Genomic DNA, 21510 nt, shown 5'->3' with positions numbered 1-21510 from the left:
ACTGTACTTGCATTAGGTCTGGCAATAATTTTCAGCATGACTTCCCAGCGGGAACCAATATAAAAGCTAAAGCCCCTCATGTAGGCAAAGGAGATACTTATCAGTAGCATTAAAACGAAAATGAATTCCAAGAAAGTTTGACCTTTTTGGTTATTTAAACTCTTGGGTTTTAGTTTCAGTCTGGTTTTAAACATAGTATAATTTTAGAACGATTAGGGGCTCATGCAATGAAGAAATTTTTACCATTTATTATATTTATCGTGGTGTTTAGCGTTGTGCTTGCCGGACAAATAGGATTCAAGTTCTTCGCAAAAAATGAAGAAGTGATTAAGCAGTCGCAAGAATATCTGGAGTACGAGAACCTTTTCCTCCACGGAAATTATAAAACGCTGGCGGGTGAAGATCTGCCAATGACAAAAATCAATGCACCAGTAGTGATTTTAAATTTCTGGGCTTCGTGGTGTATCCCATGCCTGGAAGAGATGCCTTCGATGATGGCCTTAAAAAATAAATTCAAACCGGAGCAAGTTCAAATTGTGGCCATCAATACAGATGAAGATGACCAGGTTGCCAACATTCATAAGATAATGAAGAAGATCAATATGAAAGATGAATTCATTATCGTTCCAGATAAAAATTCTAAGTTAGTCACAGACTTCAAAGTCTCCGCGATTCCAGTCACGATCATTTTCCAAAGAGGAAAAGTGGTTCATTTTAGCAATGGGCCGATGGATTTTAATGCAGAAGAAATTGTAGAAAAAATGAAAGAGTGGACAGCGAATTAATTAGCGATTGCAATCACTGAACTTAACGATTCTTTTCATGTAGCCATTTCTGATTGCTTCTTGAGCATCACATTCATTAAGGTAGGTTTTGTTGTCGTCACCGCACACTGGGCCACTGGCACTACAATTACAACTTCCCTGAGCAAACTTATTGGCCTCATCACCAAAGTAACATTTGGCCTGACATAAATTATCGTATGTGACGTTGTTATATCCGCAAACTGGTGAATAACTTGAGTTACAAGCACATTGTCCACCTGTTAAAGAGTTTGATCCAGTAGAGGTTCCTTGCATTTTATCAGACCCGCACGATGCTAAAACAAGCAATGTAGTCAGACTAAATAAACGCAGGAATGTAACAAACCTTTTCATAGAAGGCTTATCGGACAATCTTGGTCAAAACTAAATCTTATTGGGCCTAAAAAATGCTAAATAGCTAAATTCTTACCCCAATTATAGGTAATTCGATCAATTGAGTCGGTATTAAAGACGCTAAAGCGTGGTCTAAGTCCAGGGATTAAGGCCCCTTGGTTTTTTAGCCCTACTGCACAAGCGGCGTTGAAAGTGATGGCACACCAAAGCTCCGCCATATTCATTTTGTAAATAGGTGCGGCCAGTGAAGCGATCATCACCAGGTTGTCACAATGACATGAGCCAGGGTTGTAATCTGAAGCGATGGCCACTTTAACTCCGGCGTCTAAAAAAGCGCGGCCATTGGCCTGGTTTTTCCCTAAGAAAAGTCCTGTGCCAGGAAGTAGTGTGGCTACTGTATTTGAATTTTTAAGCGCTTCAATTCCATCCGCACCAGTTGCCAGGAGGTGATCTGCTGAAAGCGCCTGGTATTTAGTTGCGAGGATAGCACCTTTATTGTCGTTAAATTCATCTGCGTGCATTTTAACTGGAATGTTCCATCTTTTTGCGCGTTCAAAAAGCGAGATCACATCTTCTTCAGAAAAATAATTTTGTTCGTGGAAGATATCAACGCAATCAAGGATTTGTTCTTCACCAAGCTTATCTAACAGAGGAAGAACGACATCTTTCATGTATTCATAAGAGCTCGAGTAGTCTTTGGGAACAGCGTGAGCGGCCATGAAAGTATTAATGATTTGCACATCAGGGCGCACGATATTTTTTAGGTCGTGGATGATGCGTGAAATTTCATATTCTTTTTCAAAATTTAATCCGTAACCAGATTTAACTTCGATTGTTCCCACGCCATAAGAGCGGATGTTTTTAATTCTTTGTTGGGCCAGTTTTAAAAGTTCGCTGCGAGAAAGAGCATTTGTCCCTTTCATTGAGTTTAAAATTCCGCCACCGGCCTTTGCGATTTCTTCATAAGTCGCGCCGTTAAGTCTCATGCTGTATTCATGAGCGCGGTCTCCACCAAAGACGACGTGAGTGTGTGAGTCGACAATCTCCGGCACACAAGTCTTTCCGCTGGCATCAATATAATCCATGTTCTTATAGTCTTCTGGAAGCTGGTTATCCGGACCAACCCAAATGATCTCATCTTGGTTGTAGACAATAGAAGCGTCCTTAATTAGTCCAAGGTCAGAAGGAGAAAGTTTTCTTCCATCTTTTTTGTAAGCGTTTTCTAGTGTTGCGATTTCAGAGAAGTGACGAAAAATTTTAACTATCATAGATCTTGTTTAACTCACTTAGTGGTTGGAGAAAGCAGTATAGAACGAAAGCAGGCATTCCAGAAGGGTAAAAAGTTTAAAAGTGCACTACTTGATTGCTTTACTCAGGTTAAGTCTTCCTCCCTTAAAACCAAAGTGAAATGTGTTAGAATTTATGTGAGGTTTTTGCTTATGAAAATTGCACTTTTGACTATGCTTCTCACGCTTTCGGCCACTGCTTTCGCACAAAATTGTGGAGAAATGCAAAATGGCGAAGTTATTCGTGTTGATGAAGGAAATAAAAGTTTGTCAAACTTTCGCGTTCAAGATCAAGATGGTCTTGGAAGTTGTTATGCAAATGCGGCCAGCCTTCTGCTGCAATCAGCACTCCCAGATAATCCTGAAGTGTCTTATCTTCACTTGGCCACATTGTATAAGACAGAGAATTTAAAGAATCTTAGATCTGAAGCTGCGAGGTCAGGTAATTACGACATTTATGTAAAGGAAGAAAAAAATTCGCAGAAAGCAATTAATGGTGCTGGCGGGGCAATGGACTGGGACTTGGCCCTGGATGGCGGAAATACTTGTGGTGTTATCACCACTGTTAAAGATATGCAGACTGATAAAAAGAAGCCAATCCTTTGCACGCGAACAAATTTAAATCTTGAGAAAATTTTAACTTCTGGGGATACCGAGCATAAGCAGTTTAAAACTTTTTTAGAGTCTTCCTTGTACATGAATCAATTCCAAAAAATTTTTGGGGACATTAATGAAAGGCCGGGATTTTTTAACAAGAAGAGAGTTTTAGCTGCCCAAGAAAAATATCAGGATTTTAAAACGAGTTTTCAGGATTTGGTTCAAAAGAAGATTAAGAAAATTGAAGAGAAGGATTGCAACCGAATTAATGCAGATAATATCGACATGCTGTTGGGGCCGCTCACACAGCAGGCGTTGAGCTATAAGTTTTGTTTTAAGCCGGAGTTTGCATCAAGCAATGAGTATTGGTGTAAAGTTGCAAAAGGCCTGGCATACAATGCGAAAGTTAATGCAGATGGCTCCATCGAAGTTAAGGAAATAAACCCTAGCTGGAAGAAGAGGCTGAAGGCAAAGATAGAGCAGAGAAAAGGTAGTTTCTCAGTTGAGAATTTAAGTGACGATATAACAGACAGTTTTATAGAAAATCTCAGCATGCCTCCTTCGGAAAAAACAATAGCAAGAAAGTTTATGAAAGATAAAATTGTTGGTGCTTCAAGTATTTTGAGCAACAGTCTTAAAGGTTTGAGCGAAGAATTCAATGAAGTGGTCACATCAGGCTTTTCACCGGCATGTATAAAAAGAAATACCTATGGTTATTTTCAAACAAAGGAATTTGAAGAGGACTGGAGAAGTAACATTAGTCTTTGCTCTTATGCAGAACTCATGAAGCAAGCAACCAATGTAATCGTAAAATACAAAGAGTCAGGACTTGATGATCTTGAAACGGCTATGGATTTCCTGACTACAAATGCAGGAAATAGTTATGATCAGGCGATGATGGCACTTTATGCGAGCGATTGCAATGACAGTACAAAAGTTTATATCCCTCAAAATGTTTCTTGCAATACCATTCAAAGCAGTTGGAAGAACAAAGATGAAGTCGATAAGATGATTATTAAAAAATTAAAAAACAATCAGCCCTTGACGGCATCTTTATGCTCTCAAATTTTAAAAAAACCGAAGGCACAATTCAAAGATAATGAATGTGGTCACCATGCGCTTGGTATTGTAGGAATCCAATGCTCAGAGGGAAAGTACAAGTATCTTATTCAGAACTCGTGGGGTGCTAACTACCGGGCGACAGCAGAATCTGGAATTGAAAACATTGATGGAAAAGGAGCCTATTGGTTTAACGAGCAAAACTTTTTTGACAGCGTTTACGGCGTTGACTACCTAAATTAAGAGTTATTATGAAATTACTTCTTGTTCTGTTTTGGATTCAATCGACATGGGCCGCTGAGCCTGTGATAAGTGCAGATGTCTGGTCAAGCGGGAGCCTTTATTATTCATTCGTTAAAGATAAAGAAACCGGTGCTTTGGTCTCTGAGAACTGCCTGGCAATTCGAGCTAAATGCGAGGCGATTAAGGCCGTTTTAAACAAAGATAAAGTAAAGGTCAGTGAGGCAGAAAGAAGTGGCGGGAAGAATCCTGGTGCTGTCGTTTGTAAAAAAGATTATCAGGGAGAAATCCTGATTCTTAAAAACAACGCTGGCGCAGAGAGTGCCTTTTGTAAATTCAAAGACAACACTCAGGCCAGCGCCTCAGATCTTTATTAAGAGTTAATTTTTAGCGATGGAAGCTTTAGCGAGCTTTTTTTAGCTGTTTCGCGAGCTAGTTCATAACCAGCGTCTGCGTGACGAGCAACACCCATTCCCGGGTCAGAGTTTAGAACGCGCTTAAGTCTCTCATCCATGTCTTTAGATCCATCAGCACAGATAACCATACCAGAGTGCTGAGAGTATCCGATACCAACACCACCACCGTGGTGGAATGATGTCCATGAAGCTCCGTTCATTGTGTTGATCATAAGGTTTAGAAGAGACCAGTCAGAAACTGCATCTGTTCCATCCATCATGCCTTCTGTTTCTCTGTTTGGAGAAGTTACAGAACCTGTATCTAAGTGATCACGACCGATAACGATTGGTGCTTTAACTTTTCCTTCACGGACAAGTTGGTTGAACATAAGTCCGGCCTTCTCACGCTCTCCGTAGTTTAACCAGCAGATACGAGCTGGAAGACCTTGGAAAGCGACCATCTCTTGAGCTTTATCTAACCAGTTGTGAAGTTTTTTATTTTCAGGGAAAAGTTTTTTCATCGCCTCATCAGTTACACGGATATCTTCCGGGTCCCCTGATAGAGCAACCCATCTAAATGGCCCAGATCCTTTACAGAAAAGTGGTCTGATGTAAGCAGGAACGAATCCTGGGAAGTCGTATGCGTTTGTGACACCAACTTGCTTAGCTCCTTCACGCAGGTTGTTTCCGTAATCGAAAACATGTGATCCAGCCTTTTGGAAAGCAAGCATCGCTTTTACGTGTTCACCCATTGTAAGTTTTGAAAGTTCAACGTATTTAGCTGGATTGCTAGTTCTTAGTGCAAGAGCTTCAGCAACTGTCATTTTATGTGGAACGTATCCGTTTAGAGGGTCGTGAGCAGATGTTTGGTCTGTAACTAGATCTGGTCTGATTCCCTTGTCATAAACGTATTTGAAGAAATCAGCAGCGTTTCCAACAACACCAATAGAGATAGCTTTCTTTTCTTTAACTGACTTAAGAGCAAGATCGATCGCTTCATCAAATGATTTACAAAGCACATCTAGGTATCTTGTTTTTAATCTCTTCTCAATTCTCCACTCCTCAACGTCACAAGCTAAGCACACACCGTTTGCCATTTTAACAGCAAGAGGTTGAGCTCCACCCATTCCACCGATACCAGCAGTTAATACAAGTTTACCAGTCAGGTCTGAACCTTCTCCGTAGTGTTTTTCTGCAGCGGCCATGAAAGTTTCATAGGTCCCTTGAAGAATCCCTTGAGTCCCGATGTAGATCCATGACCCGGCAGTCATCTGGCCGTACATCATAAGACCTTCGTCTTTTAATTTATTGAAGTGCTCCCACGTCGCCCAATGAGGAACAAGGTTAGAGTTTGCAATTAAAACTCTTGGACCGTGTTCGTGACTCGGTAGAATCGCAACCGGCTTCCCTGATTGGATCATAAGTGTTTCATTGTTTTCTAAGTTTTTTAGCGCGTGGATGATGTCGGCAAGTGCTTGATGATTTCTAGCTGCTTGTCCGTTTCCGCCGTAAACAATTAGGTTGTCTCTGTCTTCGGCCACTTCAGGGTGAAGGTTGTTAAGAAGGCATCTTAGTGCAGCTTCTTGGTGCCATCCCTTAGTTGTTAGTGTTGATCCTGTTGGAGGTAATGGAATATTATGTGTACTCATTAGTTTAAAGCTCCAAGTTTTGATTCAGCAGCAGCAACGACTTCGCCACTGTTGATAACTTTAATAATATTGTTCATATCTTTGTAAAATATTCTGTCTTCTTCGATTGTTGGCACTGATTTTCTAATGAGTGCATACACAGCTTCAAGCGGAGCTGAAGTGACTTCTGGTCTTTGAAGATCAAGTGCTTGAGTGTTACACAGGAGCTCGATTGCTAGAACAGATTTAGCATTCTCTACAACCTCGTGAAGTTTTCTTCCTGCAGTTACACCCATTGAAACGTGGTCTTCTTTATCAGTTGAAGTTGGAACAGAGTCTACACTCGCCGGGTGGCAAAGGTATTTGTTCTCACTGACAAGAGCTGCCGCTGTTACGTGAGCAATCATAAGCCCAGAGTTTAATCCAGAGTTTCTTGTTAAGAATGCTGGAAGCTCAGAGAAAGTAGGGTTCATCATTTTTTCAATTCTACGCTCAGAGATATTGCAGATTTCGGCTACACCCATTGCCAGGTAATCCATGACTAAAGCAAGTGCTTCACCGTGGAAGTTACCACCAGAAATAACTTCACCACTTTCAACGAAGATAAGCGGGTTGTCTGTAACTGCATTTAGTTCAAGGCCAATAACTTGTTCAGCGTGAATCAATGTTTGTCTGCAAGCTCCGTGAACTTGAGGCACACAACGAAGTGAATATGGATCTTGAACTTTGTGACAGTCAGGGTGTGAGTCTTTTAGTTTTGATCCGGCAACTAGCTTATTTAAGTTTTCCATACAGGCAATTTGGCCAGGATGAGGTTTAAGCATGGTGATTTTTGGATTGTAAGCTTTGTCTGTCCCTTTTACTCCGTCCATCGTTAACGTTGCACAGATGTCGGCAAGTTTCATGATTTGGCGAGCTTCAAAAACAGCCAGGGCTCCAAGCGCCGCCATACAAGCTGTTCCGTTGATAAGAGCAAGACCGTCTTTTGGTCCAAGCACAGCAGCTTTTTTTCCAATGGTCTTAATTGCTACATCAGAGTTTACGATTTTTCCCTGGTACTCAACTTCACCTTCGCCGATTAAAGCTAGAGCAATGTGAGATAAAGGAGCAAGGTCACCACTAGCACCAACAGATCCTTTTTCAGGAACAACGGGAGTGATGTCGTTATTTAAAAAATCTAAAAGTAGTTCAACTGTAGAAGGCTCTACACCAGAGAAACCTGAAGTTAAACAGTTTGCACGAAGAAGCATGATCGCTCTTGTGACTTCTCTTGAAAAAGGTTTACCCACACCAGTACAGTGAGAGCGGATTAAATTTACTTGTAGTGTGGCTAAGTCTTTTTCAGCAATGTGCATGCTTGAAAGAGCACCAAAACCAGTATTGATTCCGTAAACCGGAGCTCCTTTTTTTACGATGTCGAAAACAAACGCGCGAGACGCTTTCATTTTTTCCATCGCTTTTGAATCGATAGATAATTTCACTGATCCACCTTTGGCGTGTGCCACCTGGTGAACTTGATCAATAGTTAAAGACTGGCCATTTAAGCTGATGTTCATGTGTACTCTCAAGGGTTAAAAAAACGCCTTGATCCTACAATGAAAAAGCTCAAAATGTAATGGGGTTTTGCTTCAATTTAGGCAGCTATCACACTGTTTTCTTTAGGGTATTTTTTAATTAGCTGAATGACGACCATATGGGCTTTTGTATTATTGTAATGGCCGCACCAATAGATGAGTGAGCGCTTCTTGTGACAGAGGTAGAGAAGGCCAGGATTGCCTTCAATAGCCTCGGTTAGTGACTGGAGGTGATTCATCTGGATAAATAAAATGATTTGCTCGAGCTCCTTGTTGTCGGCTTCCTTAAAGATCAGGTTTTTAAAAATGTTTCTCAATTGCATATGTGGGAGTTTAAGTGCTAAGGGAGCCTAAACCAAACGAGGGCTTAAGTAGCTGATTTCTTCAACGCTTCCTTGGAGAATAAACAAAAAAACACCCTCAAAAAGAAGGCACAAGTAAAAAATTCAAGAGACCTACCAGGTTTTTATGGGCCTGCTATGATGGGGCAACCATCAATAGGAGCTCTTATGAAAACAACTCTTGCAGTCTTTGCATTGGCAATTACTCTTTCAACTTCAGCGTTCGCTGGAGATCGTCTTGTTTATACGGTGAAAGGTCATGAAGTTTTAACGCTCAAAAAAATCTCAAAAACTCGCTTCACGAAAATTTCTCAAGTGGTAACTGGACAAGCGTCTCTGGATTACATCACGGCAAAAGGAGTAAAAAACCTAAGCTCACAAGAAATTAATGAAGCAAGTGAAGAGCTGGTGAGTTTAGAAGTAACCGGAAAAAATGTTGTAAGGCTTATCGACATTAAAGAAAACATCAATAAAGAAATCCCGGCGACAGTAAATACAAGTTTATTTGGAAGTGTAAAATCAATCACAGTTAGCGCACAAACAATGGAAGGACTATACGCTGCCAGCATGAAGAGATCTGGTCTTGATACATTAAGAAACCTAAGACTTTTAGGCGGAGCGATTTCCAGCTCAATCGTTTCAACTGATATGAAATGTGCTGCTGATGGCGATCTTCTTATTTGCCAACAGGATCAGACGTTAACTCTTCTAGCTCAATAATTAGAAGTTTCTCAGTGATTCGATTTTGTTTTTGTAATTGTCTTTAGTCGTTTTAAAAACATAAGAGCCGGCAACTAAATTGTCGGCTCCTGCCTCAATCAGTTCCTTGGCGTTTTTGTCTGTCACTCCACCATCAACTTGAATTTGAAAGTGTGCTTTTAGGGATTCGCGTCTCTTTTTTAGTTCTTTAATTTTATCAAATGCACTTGGCATAAAAGACTGTCCACCAAAACCAGGTTCAACTGACATCACTAAAACAAGATCAATTGCTTTTAGGATTTCATCACTCAATTTATGAGTTGGTGTATTGGGCTTGATCGAAATACCCACGCTCGGGTAGTTCTTTTTTAATTCTTGAATAAGTGAAAGCGAGTCCATCACAGCTTCAAGGTGAAATGTGAAGTTGTGGATTCCTGAATTTTTTAAAGTTTCTCCGTGGAATTCAGGGTTAGTCACCATGAAGTGAGCGTCACATTTATGAGGGGATCTTTTAGTGATGAGTTCAATGATCGGGTGGCCAAACGTCAGGTTCGGAACAAAGTGTCCGTCCATGATGTCGAGGTGAAACCACATATCTTTCACACCAGAAAACGCCATGAGTTCCGGTTCAATATTGAGGAAATCGCAGGCAAGAAGACTTGGTGAAATGATAGTCATAAACTTTTACGGATTGAGGATGATCTCTCCGCCCTTATTTTTAAGTCCGTTTAATAATTCAGTGTCACTGCAAACTTTTTTACCTTCAAGCTGAATCTTACTCAGTCTGATGGCCGATCCGTCATTTAAACCAATAGACAGGAGTCCGTGGTCGATTGAAGTTTCTCCGGGTTTTAATGAACGAGGGAGTTTTTCAATCTCAAAAACTTTAAGTCTCTGGCCATTTAAAAAGCAGTAAGTCCCAGGCCATGGATCGAAGGCCTTAATCTGGTTTCTGATTTTTTTATAGTCTGATTCTTTGAAATTTAAAAACCCATCTTCTTTTTTTATTGTGGGAGCAAAACTCACTCCAGCAGGGTCTTGAGGAGTGTAAACTAGTTTATCTTCTAAAACTTTTTCAATTAAAGCTTTTGTACTGACAGCGGCCTTAAGTTTAAGTTTGTTGTAGAGACTTTCACCTGTTTCATCGTCAGTAATCGCTACTTCATCGAAGTGAACTAAATCACCAGCATCCATTTCTTTAACCATCTTTTGAATTGAAACACCGGTTGAAGTGTCGCCATTTAAAAGAGCGTACTGAATAGGAGCAGCTCCACGGTATTTAGGAAGAATAGATGTGTGAATATTAAAACAACCAAGGCGAGGCATGTTGAGAATGCGTGAGCCTAAGAATTGAGCGAAAGCTAGAACCAGGATGAAATCCAGATTTAGTTTTTCCAGAGCTTCAAGAACCTCTGGTTCGCGGTTAATGTTTTCAACCTGATAAAGAGGGATGTTGTGAGTTTTAGCAAACTCAGCCACGGGAGGAGCTTTTAATTCCTGTCCTCTTCCGGCCGGGCGATCAGGCATAGTGATAACGCCGACAAGATTGATAGACGGGTTATTGTATAGCTCTTCGAGTGTAGGCACTGAAAAATCAGGAGTCCCACAGTAAACGACATTTAATTTTCTAGTCATTATTTTTTCTTTTGTTTCTTCAGGAACTTTTTTTCAATTAACTGCTTCTTTAAAAAACTTAGACGGTCGATGAAAACAATCCCATCGAGGTGATCGTTTTCGTGTTGAAGACAAACTGAAAGCAATTCATCAGCTTCAAGCGATAAATGATTGCCGTACATATCTTGGTACTCAACTGTTACAAACTCAGCACGTTTAACGTCTTCGTATACACCGGGAACACTTAAGCATCCTTCTTCATGGATGATTTCGCCGGTTTTATTTTTAAATACAGGATTGATGAAAACCATTGGTTTAAAATCTGAAAGACGCCATTCTTCAGTGCCATCGGCCATCGTAACTTTATCTCTTTCAAACCAAATATCTAAAACAAAAAAGCGCAGACTCACACCGACTTGTGGTGCTGCTAATCCAATACCTGGTGCGTGGTACATGGTGAAAAGCATGTCTTTAACCAGTGCTCTTAACTCATCGTTAAATTCAGTAACAGGAGCTGCGACCTTTTTTAAAACAGGTGCAGGATATGTGAAGATGGGAAGCTTCGCTCCCTCTAATTTGTAGTTCTCTAAAAAGTTATCTTTCATTCCTATTAAATACCATAAATTAGCGCAATTTGCGATGGTAAATAAAATAGCCTGCTAAGTAGAGAACAAAGACCGACGGAACCCCAAAAGTAGCAGCTATCGCTGGGATTTTACTGGTTTGTCCAAGAGTCATAAAGTACGAGTAAATAAACCAATACAGGAAGGTGAAAGTGAGAACGAAGGCGATATTCATCCCAAAAGAGCTGTTTCGTCGGTTGGGATTAAAGAGTGCCACAGAGGCTAAAATCGCCAAAACTAGACACGTAAAGCCTGAGGAAAATTTATCGAGGAACGTGACATAATATTCACTGTCGTTGATTCCATTGGTTCTTAGAACAAGGATGTAGTCATACAGGCGCCAAATATTTAGTGTAGAAATGTCAGCGTTGATCTTTTTGAAATCAGACACCGTTTCATTTAAATCAAATTTTTTATCATTAAAAAAACTGGGAGAGGGAAACGTTTTGTTTTCCAAGTTGGTCACATGAACGCCTTTTTCCAGCTGCCATGTTTTTCCTTCAACAAATTTCGCCGTTCCGGCACTGACTTGCTCGGCCAGTTTGAAGTTTCTGTCGTAGAAGTATAAGTTCAAATCATAAATGGTATTTGTGACACCATCAAAAGAGCTATATGAAAAGAAATAGTCCTGTCCTTTAAACCAGATTTTACCAGACTTAAGAGCGTTGATTGAAACGGTGCTTGTCTTTGCTTTATTGGCAATGCGTGGATGTGAATCACTTAAAAGGGACTGCTGATGTTTTGTATAGGGAACAAGGTAGCCGTTGATAAGAAAAAGAATAAGGCCAATCAATGCACCGATAATTCCTATACAGAGAACAAATTGTCTGCGGGAAAAACCACTGGCAAAAATGGCCGTCAGCTCGTTTCGGCTTTTAAGCTTATTGATAGAAAAAAGGGAAGCAACCAGGCAGGAGACTGGAAAAATTTTAATAAGAAATGATGGCATCTCCAGAGCTAAATCCAGCAGAATTGAGCGCAATTCGTTTGTTGCCTTTAAAAGACCTGTCAGGATATGTCCAAGCGACAAGACCATGGCCAGGATAAACACAGCACCTAAAAAAAATGTCAGCCATTCTTTAAGAATGAGTTTTCTGATTGTAAACATGGGGTCTGATTAAAAACACAAAAGTTGATAATAAAGGACGCGCGATAAAAGCATTAAAAGCAAACTTCAAGACCGGTTTCTGGCTTAAAAAATCTACCAGGCGAGGCGAGTATGCATAATAAAAATCGATAAAATCCAATCCCAGACTATGTTTGGCGATCTTCAATTTGAAGTGTCTTAAGACTTCAGTTTTTTCGTGCTCAAATCCAAAACACATTGTGGCCACATAACATCTCTTCGCACTGATTTGAATCTTGTGGTAAGCGGCCTCAAAGGCCTTGGGGTTGTGGGCCTGCTTTTTATTGTTAAATTTGCGGATGATCTGAGCGTTTACGTGTTGGTATTTGAAACCGATTGAGAACTTCATAAACTGATCTAAGCAACGCAGACAATCCCTTTGTAGGTTAGGGCTTCGGTCGTAGGCCTTGGCCAAATCCCAGTAAGCGTGACTAATTAACAGCAACTCCGTCATGTCTTTTTCCGCATCAAAGAGCGAAGGAGTCAGACGGTCTTCGGTTGTATCGAAATAGAGAGCAAGAATACCGAGGTATTTGTTATAAGAATCCACGGCCTGGGCCATGCGATCTTCTTTGACAAAAACTTGAGCGCGCTTGAGGTGAGTCAGTCGTGTGCGGTAAAGTTCCACAACCTGCTCGCGCTTTTTCTCGTCCTTGAGGTCTTTTGCGTCAGCTTTTTTCTTTGCCAAGTTACACCTATTTTAGAATCTTAACGATGCTGCGAAAGACATCTCTTTTATTTTAGATTCTGTTCTGTTGATAGTCGTATCTGCATCTTGTGTAGTGTTTTTCAGAGCGAACTCAAGAGCAAGCCTTGGTTGAATCCATGCAAGTCCAAAACCATTTCCTTTTTCGTCGTGTTCTTTATCTTTGAAAGCACCAAAACGTAGATAGAAATCATCTAGCACGCGAACCTGAACACTCCCGCGGTAAAGAAGTGACTCAGAGATTTCTTCGGAAGTGTAGTTTGCTCCGAAATCAAGACCAATAGTAATGTAGTCAACAAAAACATGTTGTGCGCCGACAATGGCCTTTGTCGCCTGGCCTTTTGACTTGAAAGCATCGTAAACAACAACACCAACTGAGCTTTGTGTGTCTATTGAGTGAGTCACACCAAAAACAGATTGATAGTAATCAATTTTTTTATTTGTAAGAGTGTTTTCATCTTTAGTTTTCCTCATGCTGAAACCAAAAGCTGAACCTGGGCTTAATGGTGAGCTTGCACTAGCTCCCCAGCGGCTTCTTTTTATTGCACCTTCTTCCTGGTGAACGTAGCTGACTGTCCCACTTAGAGAAGCATTGCCATCAGCTAAAACAACACCTGTTGATTTTGGCTTTTGAATAATGTTCCCTTTGTCATCTTTCAATTGCAGCATGTCTCTTTGAAAATAAACACTGCCATTGTTGAAGAAAGATAAGCTAGCAGGGTTTAAGAATGCCGCTTCTTCGGCAAGAATGCTGGAAACACCAGTACCTGCAGTTGATTTTAGATGTGTCGTCTCAAATTCATGTATTCTTGCATGCGCAAAGTTTGACATGATGAGTGTGCTGACGAGGAAAAAAGATTTTGTGATTTGATTGCGAATATTAGTAAATCCTTTTAAAATTAATAACAGCTTTCAAAAGGAAATTATAATGAAGATTAGACGCGCCGTCATCCCCGTTGCAGGAAAAGGGACAAGATTTTTACCAGCCACTAAAGAAGTTCCAAAGGAAATGATTCCTATCATCAACCTTCCAATGATTCACTACGTAGTAGAAGAAGCAATTTTGTCAGGTATTGAGCAGGTTGTTTTCATCACTTCATCAGGTAAAAATGCGATTGAAGATTATTTCGACCGCAAGTTTGAGCTGGAAGATTTTTTAATTAAAAATGGAAAATTAAAAGAGCTCGAGCTTGTTCAAAAAATTGGAAAAATGGTTGAAGTGACTTCAATCCGTCAGAAAGAACAATTGGGACTAGGTCACGCTGTTCTTTGTGCAAAAGATATCGTTGGAAATGAGCCATTCGCTGTTATCTTAGGAGATGAGATTGTTCGCGGGCCAAACCCGGTTACAAAACAATTGATCGATGTTTCGACAAAAAACAATAATGCCAATGTGATTGGAGTTATGGAAATCGATCCTCAGGAAACTTATAAATACGGTATCGTTAAAGGGAATTTTACTGACGCTCAGAAAAAAATAATGCGTATGACGACGATGGTGGAAAAACCAAAGCCGGCCGATGCACCCTCAAACCTGGCAACACCAGGGCGATATGTTTTTAGACCGGAAATTTTCGACGCACTAAAAGTGATCCCAAAAGGAGTTGGTGGAGAATACCAATTAACAGATGCGATCAACTTGTTGGCAAAAGAAGGTGAAGTTTACGCTCACATTTTTGAGGGCGCGAGATTTGATACAGGAAATATCGAAGGGTACTTAAACGCAACGATTGAATTCGCTCTAATGAATAAAGATTCAGAAGAGATGATGAGACGTCTTATTAAAGAAAAAGTACAAAAATACAACATCAGATAGGATTAACGATGAAGAGATTATTTCAGGCCTTAATGATTCTTTCGTTTGCATTTACCTTGCAAGCTTCTGTTCCAACGGAAGAAGGATTGTTAAAGAACTTAAACAATGCAGATCTGCCAGGACAGTATGTAACCGTTAAGATGATGGTTCAGTCACTGAATGAGCCTGATAAGATGGACTATGTTAAGTTGCAATTGACTCTGGATAATCCCAATACTATTGGCATGCTTCAAACTGTTTATTCAAACGGACAGATGCTTAATTCTCAAATTAAGAGCGTGAAGTATGTTCCAGATCTTTTAACTCAAATCAGAAGAGAAAAAGCTCCTGAAAAAAGTATGTTCTATGGTGTGCTGATGATGCTGGCTACAAACCGCTCTCAAGGAGTTGAAGCGTTCTTGGAAAAAAATGGAGTGAGTGTTGTAAAAAACAAAACTCTCTTGAATGAAGATAAGATGAAGCTTCTTCGCGCTTACCGCACTCACTTAGTTAACAGCAAAGGAAGAGGTGATGCAGGTTCTCCATTGAATCCAGAAGACCCAAAAACAAAGGAAAAAGTTCTGGAGCTTTTCAGATCGAATACTTTTAAGCGCGCACGCAATATTGAATTGGTTAAAAAAGATAACGAGTTTATGTGGAAAGTGGATTGGAAGTCGGTCCAGGGTTATTTTTCAAATGAAGAAAGACAATTTAGAGCAATGGACTACGCAACAGCTGACGCTCAAATTAAATTAGAAGCTAGCAACTATCTTCTTTTTAATGGAACAAATGAACTTCCTAAATTTATGAACATGAAAGACAGCACAGGTGGATTATATAAAATCCAAACACTGGGTCTCGATGTTAAAAAAGCCGACAAACGCCTGGCCGATAGCTACGAAGAAATGAAAAAAGCTCCGGGACAAGCTGACCCTGGCTATTCATTTCTATTTTAAGAATGGAAAAAACTCTCTTTCTTGTTGCGGTTAATACGCCTTTTAATGGCTCTATGCTGACGTATAGTGCGGGGGGAGAGCTCGCTCAAAAAATCACTAAAGGAACATTAGTTAAAGTTCCATTGGGAAAAGGCAAGAGATCGGTGGATGGCTGCGTCTGGCAGAAGGTCTCAGAACAAAACCTTGACCTGGAAAAAATTAAAGACATTACCGAAGCAAGTGATGAGCTAACTCTCTCTAAAGAAGAGTGCGACCTCTTCCAATGGATGGCCAGTTATTATCACTATCCATTGGGACAGCTGATTTTTGATGTTTTACCCCCTTTTTTAAAGCGCCCACGCAAGCTCAACTACGATCAAGGAAAGGGAGAAGAGTCTCTATTTGTATTAAATCCAGATCAACAAAACGTAGTTGAGAAAATCACGGAAGCAGGCTTTGATAAATTCACAAAGTCATTAGTTCATGGAGTGACTGGGGCCGGAAAGACCTTGATCTATCTGGAGCTGATTCAAAAAATCATTAAAGAGAAAAAATCAGTTCTCTTTCTTCTTCCAGAAATTAACCTCACCCCGCAATTTTTAAAAACATTTGAAACCTATTTAAATGTACCGATCTATTCGTACAACAGTGCCATTAGCAATTCAGATAAATTTGGATTGTGGAAACTTCTTCAGGAAGACTCTTCACCAAAATTAATTCTTGGTGTGCGCAGTAGTGTGTTTTTGCCGATTAAAAATCTGGGGCTGATCATTGTCGATGAAGAGCACGATCAATCTTTTAAGCAAGATGACCGTTGTACATATAATGCCCGTGATATAGCGATTAAAAGAGCTTCGCTTTTAAAGATTCCCGTTGTTCTTGGCTCAGCAACACCAATGGTGGAAACCTATAAGGCCTTTGTCGGAACAACTCACTATTTCCCACTAACCAAAAGGGCCCAAGAAGCAAAACTTCCTGACGTAGAGTTGGTTGATATGCGAGGGAGAGCGCGAGTTGAAGCTGAAAAGATGCTTTGGCCTTATAGCAGTGAAAGTGTGTTTAAGATAAGAAAGGCGCTTGAAAAAGGTGAGCAGGTTCTCGTTTTTATCAACCGCTTGGGTTATGCGAGTTATTTACAATGTAATTCCTGCGGACATCAATTTGCCTGTCCAAATTGCAGCACTAATTTAAAATATTTCAAAAAGCGCAGCGAGCTTGTATGCCAAACTTGCGAGTATAAATCACCGGCCCCAGAAATGTGTCCTGAGTGCATGAACATTCAACTGACACCCAAAGGCTTTGGAACGGAAAAGGCCCACGACACTTTACAGGAGCTATTTCCCGACAGAGTGGTCGAACGTTTTGACCGTGATGAAATTAAGACATTTGGAAAACTAGAAGAAACGCTGGATCTTTTTCACCAAAAGAAAATAGATATACTGGTCGGAACCCAGATGCTTTCAAAGGGGCACAACTTTGAAAACGTAAACCTGGTTATTATATTGGGGATCGATTCTCAATTAAATTTCCCTGACTTCAGAAGCAATGAAAGAGTTTATCAAACGCTTACTCAGGTTAGTGGTAGAGCTGGACGATTTGGAAAAAAGGCCGAAGTTCTTGTTCATACCTTGGCCCCGGAAAATAAAATCTTTTCTTATTTAAAGAATCATTCATTTGATGACTTCTATAAGGATGAGATACCGCTGAGAGAAATGTGCTCATCACCTCCGGTAAAGAAAATCATCCTACTTTATATCAATGGAAAACATCAGGCCGAAGTCATTAAAGAGAGCAGTACCCAAGCAGAGAGATTGTCTGAACTAGCGCACACGCACTTTAATAAAGTAGATGTTCTTGGCCCTAGACCTTCAATGATTGAGAAAAAAGTGAACAAGTTTACTTGGTCTTTGCTCCTCAGAAGCGAGGATATCAATCAACTCCACAACTTATTAAATACTTTCCTAAAAAACTACCGCCCCCCTCACACTATCTCGTTGAAAATAGACGTAGATCCTTATTATTTTGATTAAGTATTAAAGAAAATCTCAATTTCCTCCGTAAAGACGATGAGAACTTGATATAGGCCCATCTTCCTAAAAGGAATTGCGTATGAAATTGAACAAAAAAATCTTGGCGATTAACTTGTTGGCAAGCCTTCTGATCACAGAAAGTGCTTTCGCAAGAATTCAAGGGGTAAGAACACCGAGTAATGGTGAATCAAAACCTTCGAATGGAGCCGCAACAAGAAATTCTTCATCTAATACGGTGAAAAAATCGGAAGCGACCAAAGAAGAGGTCATTACAAGCCAGGCCAATTCAATGGCTTCATGTGATGGTGATCAAGATAAAGAAAAATATTATCCGCTAGAGTTATTCCAACAGCTGACTCGCGATGGAGATAGCATCAATATTGAACAGAGAGCTGGCAATAAGGTCGTGGTAAGAATTCCACCGATCATTAACGTATGTGGTAACTTCCTTCCAGAACTTAGACAGGATAAAGATTCAAAGAACGTAACTGTTCTTATGAGACTTGTTAAAAGAGGCGAAGACGGAAAAGATGTTGATCAAACTTACGCTCAATTTGAAGAGTGTCTTTCTAATTACAAGCTAAAAGGAAAAGACGGAACAGAATCACCAATCCTGGTTGATGGTCAGCTTAAGCACGATGACATTCCAGGAAAACTATATTCAGAAAACATCTACTCGATGGATTATGAATTCGATAAAAAAGCAGATATCAAAAAGTCTGTGACTTTAACTTTTGGTTACCCAAAAGCATACAATGATCCAAGAAATGGATATAAACCACTTTTTGGTCTTGAAGAGAGAGTTAAAGGAAGTGTACCTGGTGAATCATGTATGCTTGCTGAGAAAATTGCTGATGATTCAACTTTCATCAATAAAGGTCAAGATGTGTTGATTGAAGAAATCAATGCTATCTGTAAGTCTGGTGATGCTCAAAAAATCGCTGAAGCTAGAAGATCTCTTGGTAATGCTGACGCTCTTAAAGATATTGCTGATAAAATCAAAGCAGAAATGGATGCTGGGTACCTGAATGCGGTTAAAGCAGACGTTGCTAGAATTGATGGTGAGCTAAAGAAGATCGAAGAAAAGCTTAACAAGCAAAGAGACACAATGGATGAGGCGACAGCGAAAAAAGAAATCGCTAAATACGCTGAGCTAGTGAAAGAGCTTGATAATAAGTTCCTTAACCCAGCGATCTACCGTGTTGATACTTTAATGCAAAAACGTGCAAATCTTGAAGATGGTGCACCGGAAATGAAAGCGATTGATGATGAAATCAAAAAGCTTAACGAAGAAATTGGTCAATTCTCAAAGAGAAACCCAACGTCGTTTGCAAGTGTTTATTCTGTAATGGAAAAATACGCGATTAATGATTCAGCTAAAACAGTTGAAGATATCCGTCTTAAGTCATACCTATACTCAAAAGTATATGCAGGACCAACAGATGAAAAACGTGGAAAGCCATTAACTTTTGAAGCAGCTAACAAGCAACAGGTTGAGAAGTTACAACGTTTTGATAAAACTCTTAATGATTGGACAGATCAGTACCTTGTTGGACAAGGGAATATGTACCCAATCAAGAAAACAGAAAATGAGCGTCAAGCGGCCATTGATCGTATGAACTCTCGTTACGCTGCTTTCGAAAAGAAAGAATACCAAGACTACAACAGCTACTGTGCGGTTGGGATGCTTGGAAGTGTAAAGAACCCAGTTAAGTGTAAAGAGTTTGTAAGCGGAAGAGACAAGCGCTTGTCTGCTGAGCTTAAGAGACGTGAAAAAGACCTTTATTACATCAAAGGTAGAAATGATAAATTAACGAAGATGGGTACAAACTATAACGAGTACCAAAGAAAAGTAGCTTCAAGAGAAGAAGCGGAAGCAGATATGTATGAACCATACGGATCATCATATACAAGCTACGAAGATAACTTCGCTGATAGATACCCTGGGTACTATGGGCCAACAACATCTACAGCATACGATGCTTCTATGTATAACATGGGTGGGCAAAGTGCTTCGATGATGATGGGTCAACAGCAACAACAGATGTACTACCCACAACAACAGTCGCAAATGATGTATGGGCAACAGCAAGGTTACCAATACCAAATGCCACAAATGAATCAAATGGGTGGACAGCAGATGGGTGCTTGGCCTTCTATTTGAGCTGAAATTAAAAGTGTAGAAACAAAAAGGCCCTCTTTCGAGGGCCTTTTTTATTAGAAAGTAACTGAAGTGTTGATTTGTAGAAGAAGCGAGTTTTTAGTTTCGTTCTTGATCGTAGTATCGTTAGTGTAGCTGAAATAGTCCCCAGTGATCAGGTAACCAAGACCAGCACCGATAGAGATTTCATTGTTCCACTTGTAAGTAGCGTTGACGTCGATTTCAGTTCCAAGATCATCAGACTGAGTTGTCACAGCATTAAACATTTTGTTTTTTGTGTGGTTGTAAGCAGCTTTCCCAGCTTCAGCTGTTTCAAGAGCTTTAGCATAGATAACGGCAGTATCAAACGTCCACTTCTCAGAGTTGTAGCTTGATTTCAATTTGAAGTACATTGTATTTGTCATGTACGAGTCGTAAACACTTGCTGTGTTTGGAGCTCCAATCGCATTTAAGTTATAACGGAAAAGGATGTTCGCAACTTGATAGTTTGGATTTAAGAAAAGAGCGCCGAATTTACTTCTGCTTCCGTCTTGTCCATTAACACGTCCACCATTGAATCCGAAATTCCATGAGTCACTTGATTTATAGTTTGCTTCAACCAGGATTGCTTTTGTTGAGTAGCTTGTCACTGTGTTGTCAGCGTTTGTTTTTCCTAGGTCACCAGAGATGAGTGGAACTTCAACTGCTACGTCAAATTTACCCCAAACTTTTTTAAGGTAGATATCTGTGATCTTAACGTCAGTTTCTCCAACTTGCTTATTTGTTGCAGTTGGGTCGATTGATGTTGAGAAGTGAGTGTTATTTGCACTGCTTGATTTAACTGTGTAAAGAAGACCAAAAGCAATGTCTCTTTCCGGGTTATCGTAAAGAAGACCAGCTCCAAGTTCTTTTGCATTTGTTGCATCAGTTAGGCCACCGTTAGAAACTTTTGACCAGAATGGATTTACGTAGAAGTTTCCGATTTTAAGTTTCATCGTGATCCCATCGCGAGAAGAAGCGTGGCGATCCCATGCATTTGATCCGTCGTTATAGATTGCCCCAAGACCCCAGTTATAAGTGTGGCGACCAATCATGTATGTCGCAGTATCTGAGTAAAGTTCAAGGTAAGCTTTTTTGATGTTAACCGATGAGCCTTTAGCTTCATTGTGGTAATAAACAGGAATTGTATTATCACCGGCCCTATCTGTTTGAGCAGAGTCACCAAGGAATCCTCCGCTAGCATAACCAGTTGTCAGTTCCGCCTTAAACGTAGCTGCGTCATTAATGATCATCGTTGGAGCTAGCTTTAAAATGTAGCTCTGCCAAGAAGCCGAAGATTTATCACCAGTATCAAGTGCAACTTCTTGTGAACCGTTGTTGGTTGCTGTGCGAGCAGTTTTTCCATCGATTCTACGGAAGCTTGAAAGAAGAGTTGAGTCCACGCCGAAAGAGCCGTGCCAGTCGATAGGAAGAGCAAATGATGTCGCTGGGATTACCGCAAGAGAGGCGATGGCCAGGAATCTGTTCAAAGACATAGTCATGAAATACTCCAAAAAAGAGGTCAA

At 40.2% G+C, this 21510-nt stretch carries 20 protein-coding genes; 8 read left to right on the top strand and 12 right to left on the bottom strand.

Annotation, left to right across the window (positions count from 1 at the left end; translation table 11 throughout):
- Positions 1 to 227 precede the first annotated feature (227 nt).
- Positions 228 to 785, top strand: a complete 558-nt coding sequence (locus tag ACN20O_RS07985; protein ID WP_491638833.1) for a TlpA family protein disulfide reductase — start codon at positions 228 to 230, stop codon at positions 783 to 785.
- Here ACN20O_RS07985 and ACN20O_RS07980 read toward each other — a convergent pair whose 3' ends face one another.
- Together ACN20O_RS07980 and hutI are read right to left on the bottom strand one after the other, a co-directional pair.
- Positions 786 to 1157 (bottom strand): Kazal-type serine protease inhibitor family protein, encoded by a 372-nt coding sequence (locus tag ACN20O_RS07980; RefSeq protein WP_491638831.1) that lies wholly within the window; start codon positions 1155 to 1157, stop codon positions 786 to 788.
- Between the two features lie 56 nt (positions 1158 to 1213).
- Complete coding sequence (gene hutI / locus ACN20O_RS07975) at positions 1214 to 2425, bottom strand: imidazolonepropionase (protein WP_491638829.1); 1212 nt, start codon at positions 2423 to 2425, stop codon at positions 1214 to 1216.
- Between the two features lie 171 nt (positions 2426 to 2596).
- Between hutI and ACN20O_RS07970 the strand changes: the two genes are divergently transcribed.
- On the top strand, positions 2597 to 4342 hold the full coding sequence (locus ACN20O_RS07970; protein ID WP_491638827.1) for a C1 family peptidase: 1746 nt from the start codon (positions 2597 to 2599) through the stop codon (positions 4340 to 4342).
- 8 nt (positions 4343 to 4350) lie between these two features.
- The gene (locus tag ACN20O_RS07965) at positions 4351 to 4716 is read left to right on the top strand and encodes a hypothetical protein (RefSeq protein ID WP_491638825.1); all 366 of its coding nucleotides are present in this window, start codon (positions 4351 to 4353) and stop codon (positions 4714 to 4716) included.
- On the opposite strand, the gene hutU is transcribed toward ACN20O_RS07965, so the two are convergent.
- From hutU to ACN20O_RS07950, 3 genes are all read right to left on the bottom strand, one after another.
- A complete protein-coding gene (gene hutU / locus ACN20O_RS07960) occupies positions 4713 to 6383 on the bottom strand; it encodes a urocanate hydratase (RefSeq protein ID WP_491638823.1) in 1671 nt (556 codons plus the stop codon). The genes ACN20O_RS07965 and hutU overlap by 4 nt on opposite strands.
- Entirely contained in the window at positions 6383 to 7918 is a 1536-nt protein-coding gene (gene hutH, locus ACN20O_RS07955) for a histidine ammonia-lyase (protein WP_491638821.1), read from the bottom strand. Before hutH ends, hutU begins: the two co-directional genes overlap by 1 nt.
- 77 nt (positions 7919 to 7995) lie before the next feature.
- A complete protein-coding gene (locus ACN20O_RS07950) occupies positions 7996 to 8259 on the bottom strand; it encodes a hypothetical protein (protein WP_491638819.1) in 264 nt (87 codons plus the stop codon).
- Positions 8260 to 8445: 186 nt separating this feature from the next.
- On the opposite strand from ACN20O_RS07950, the gene ACN20O_RS07945 reads away from it, so the two are divergent.
- Positions 8446 to 8997, top strand: a complete 552-nt coding sequence (locus tag ACN20O_RS07945) for a hypothetical protein (protein WP_491638817.1) — start codon at positions 8446 to 8448, stop codon at positions 8995 to 8997.
- Here ACN20O_RS07945 and rpe read toward each other — a convergent pair whose 3' ends face one another.
- The 6 genes from rpe to ACN20O_RS07915 are packed head-to-tail and all read right to left on the bottom strand — an operon-like array spanning position 8998 to position 13876.
- Positions 8998 to 9654: a ribulose-phosphate 3-epimerase gene (gene rpe, locus ACN20O_RS07940; RefSeq protein WP_491638815.1), complete on the bottom strand. Its 657-nt coding sequence runs from the start codon at positions 9652 to 9654 to the stop codon at positions 8998 to 9000.
- Positions 9655 to 9660: 6 nt separating this feature from the next.
- Positions 9661 to 10611, bottom strand: a complete 951-nt coding sequence (gene fmt, locus ACN20O_RS07935; protein WP_491638813.1) for a methionyl-tRNA formyltransferase — start codon at positions 10609 to 10611, stop codon at positions 9661 to 9663.
- The gene (def, locus tag ACN20O_RS07930; RefSeq protein ID WP_491638811.1) at positions 10611 to 11195 is read right to left on the bottom strand and encodes a peptide deformylase; all 585 of its coding nucleotides are present in this window, start codon (positions 11193 to 11195) and stop codon (positions 10611 to 10613) included. Before def ends, fmt begins: the two co-directional genes overlap by 1 nt.
- A gap of 19 nt (positions 11196 to 11214) precedes the next feature.
- Complete coding sequence (locus tag ACN20O_RS07925; protein WP_491638809.1) at positions 11215 to 12321, bottom strand: LptF/LptG family permease; 1107 nt, start codon at positions 12319 to 12321, stop codon at positions 11215 to 11217.
- Positions 12293 to 13027, bottom strand: a complete 735-nt coding sequence (locus ACN20O_RS07920; RefSeq protein ID WP_491638807.1) for a CFI-box-CTERM domain-containing protein — start codon at positions 13025 to 13027, stop codon at positions 12293 to 12295. Before ACN20O_RS07920 ends, ACN20O_RS07925 begins: the two co-directional genes overlap by 29 nt.
- A 12-nt stretch (positions 13028 to 13039) precedes the next feature.
- Entirely contained in the window at positions 13040 to 13876 is an 837-nt protein-coding gene (locus tag ACN20O_RS07915) for a hypothetical protein (RefSeq protein ID WP_491638805.1), read from the bottom strand.
- Between the two features lie 97 nt (positions 13877 to 13973).
- On the opposite strand from ACN20O_RS07915, the gene galU reads away from it, so the two are divergent.
- From galU to ACN20O_RS07895, 4 genes are all read left to right on the top strand, one after another.
- A complete protein-coding gene (gene galU / locus ACN20O_RS07910) occupies positions 13974 to 14861 on the top strand; it encodes a UTP--glucose-1-phosphate uridylyltransferase GalU (RefSeq protein ID WP_491638803.1) in 888 nt (295 codons plus the stop codon).
- A gap of 8 nt (positions 14862 to 14869) precedes the next feature.
- A complete protein-coding gene (locus ACN20O_RS07905; protein WP_491638801.1) occupies positions 14870 to 15796 on the top strand; it encodes a hypothetical protein in 927 nt (308 codons plus the stop codon).
- Between the two features lie 2 nt (positions 15797 to 15798).
- Positions 15799 to 17805 carry a replication restart helicase PriA gene (gene priA / locus ACN20O_RS07900; RefSeq protein ID WP_491638799.1) on the top strand — a complete coding sequence of 669 codons (2007 nt, stop codon included), beginning with the start codon at positions 15799 to 15801 and terminating at the stop codon, positions 17803 to 17805.
- Positions 17806 to 17884: 79 nt separating this feature from the next.
- The gene (locus tag ACN20O_RS07895) at positions 17885 to 19969 is read left to right on the top strand and encodes an OmpH family outer membrane protein (protein ID WP_491638797.1); all 2085 of its coding nucleotides are present in this window, start codon (positions 17885 to 17887) and stop codon (positions 19967 to 19969) included.
- A gap of 53 nt (positions 19970 to 20022) precedes the next feature.
- On the opposite strand, the gene ACN20O_RS07890 is transcribed toward ACN20O_RS07895, so the two are convergent.
- Entirely contained in the window at positions 20023 to 21486 is a 1464-nt protein-coding gene (locus ACN20O_RS07890) for a hypothetical protein (protein ID WP_491638795.1), read from the bottom strand.
- Between the last annotated feature and the right edge of the window lie 24 nt (positions 21487 to 21510).

The sequence above is a fragment of the Bacteriovorax sp. As-1 genome (assembly GCF_058446905.1).
This window is presented reverse-complemented; position numbering and strand designations above follow the sequence as displayed.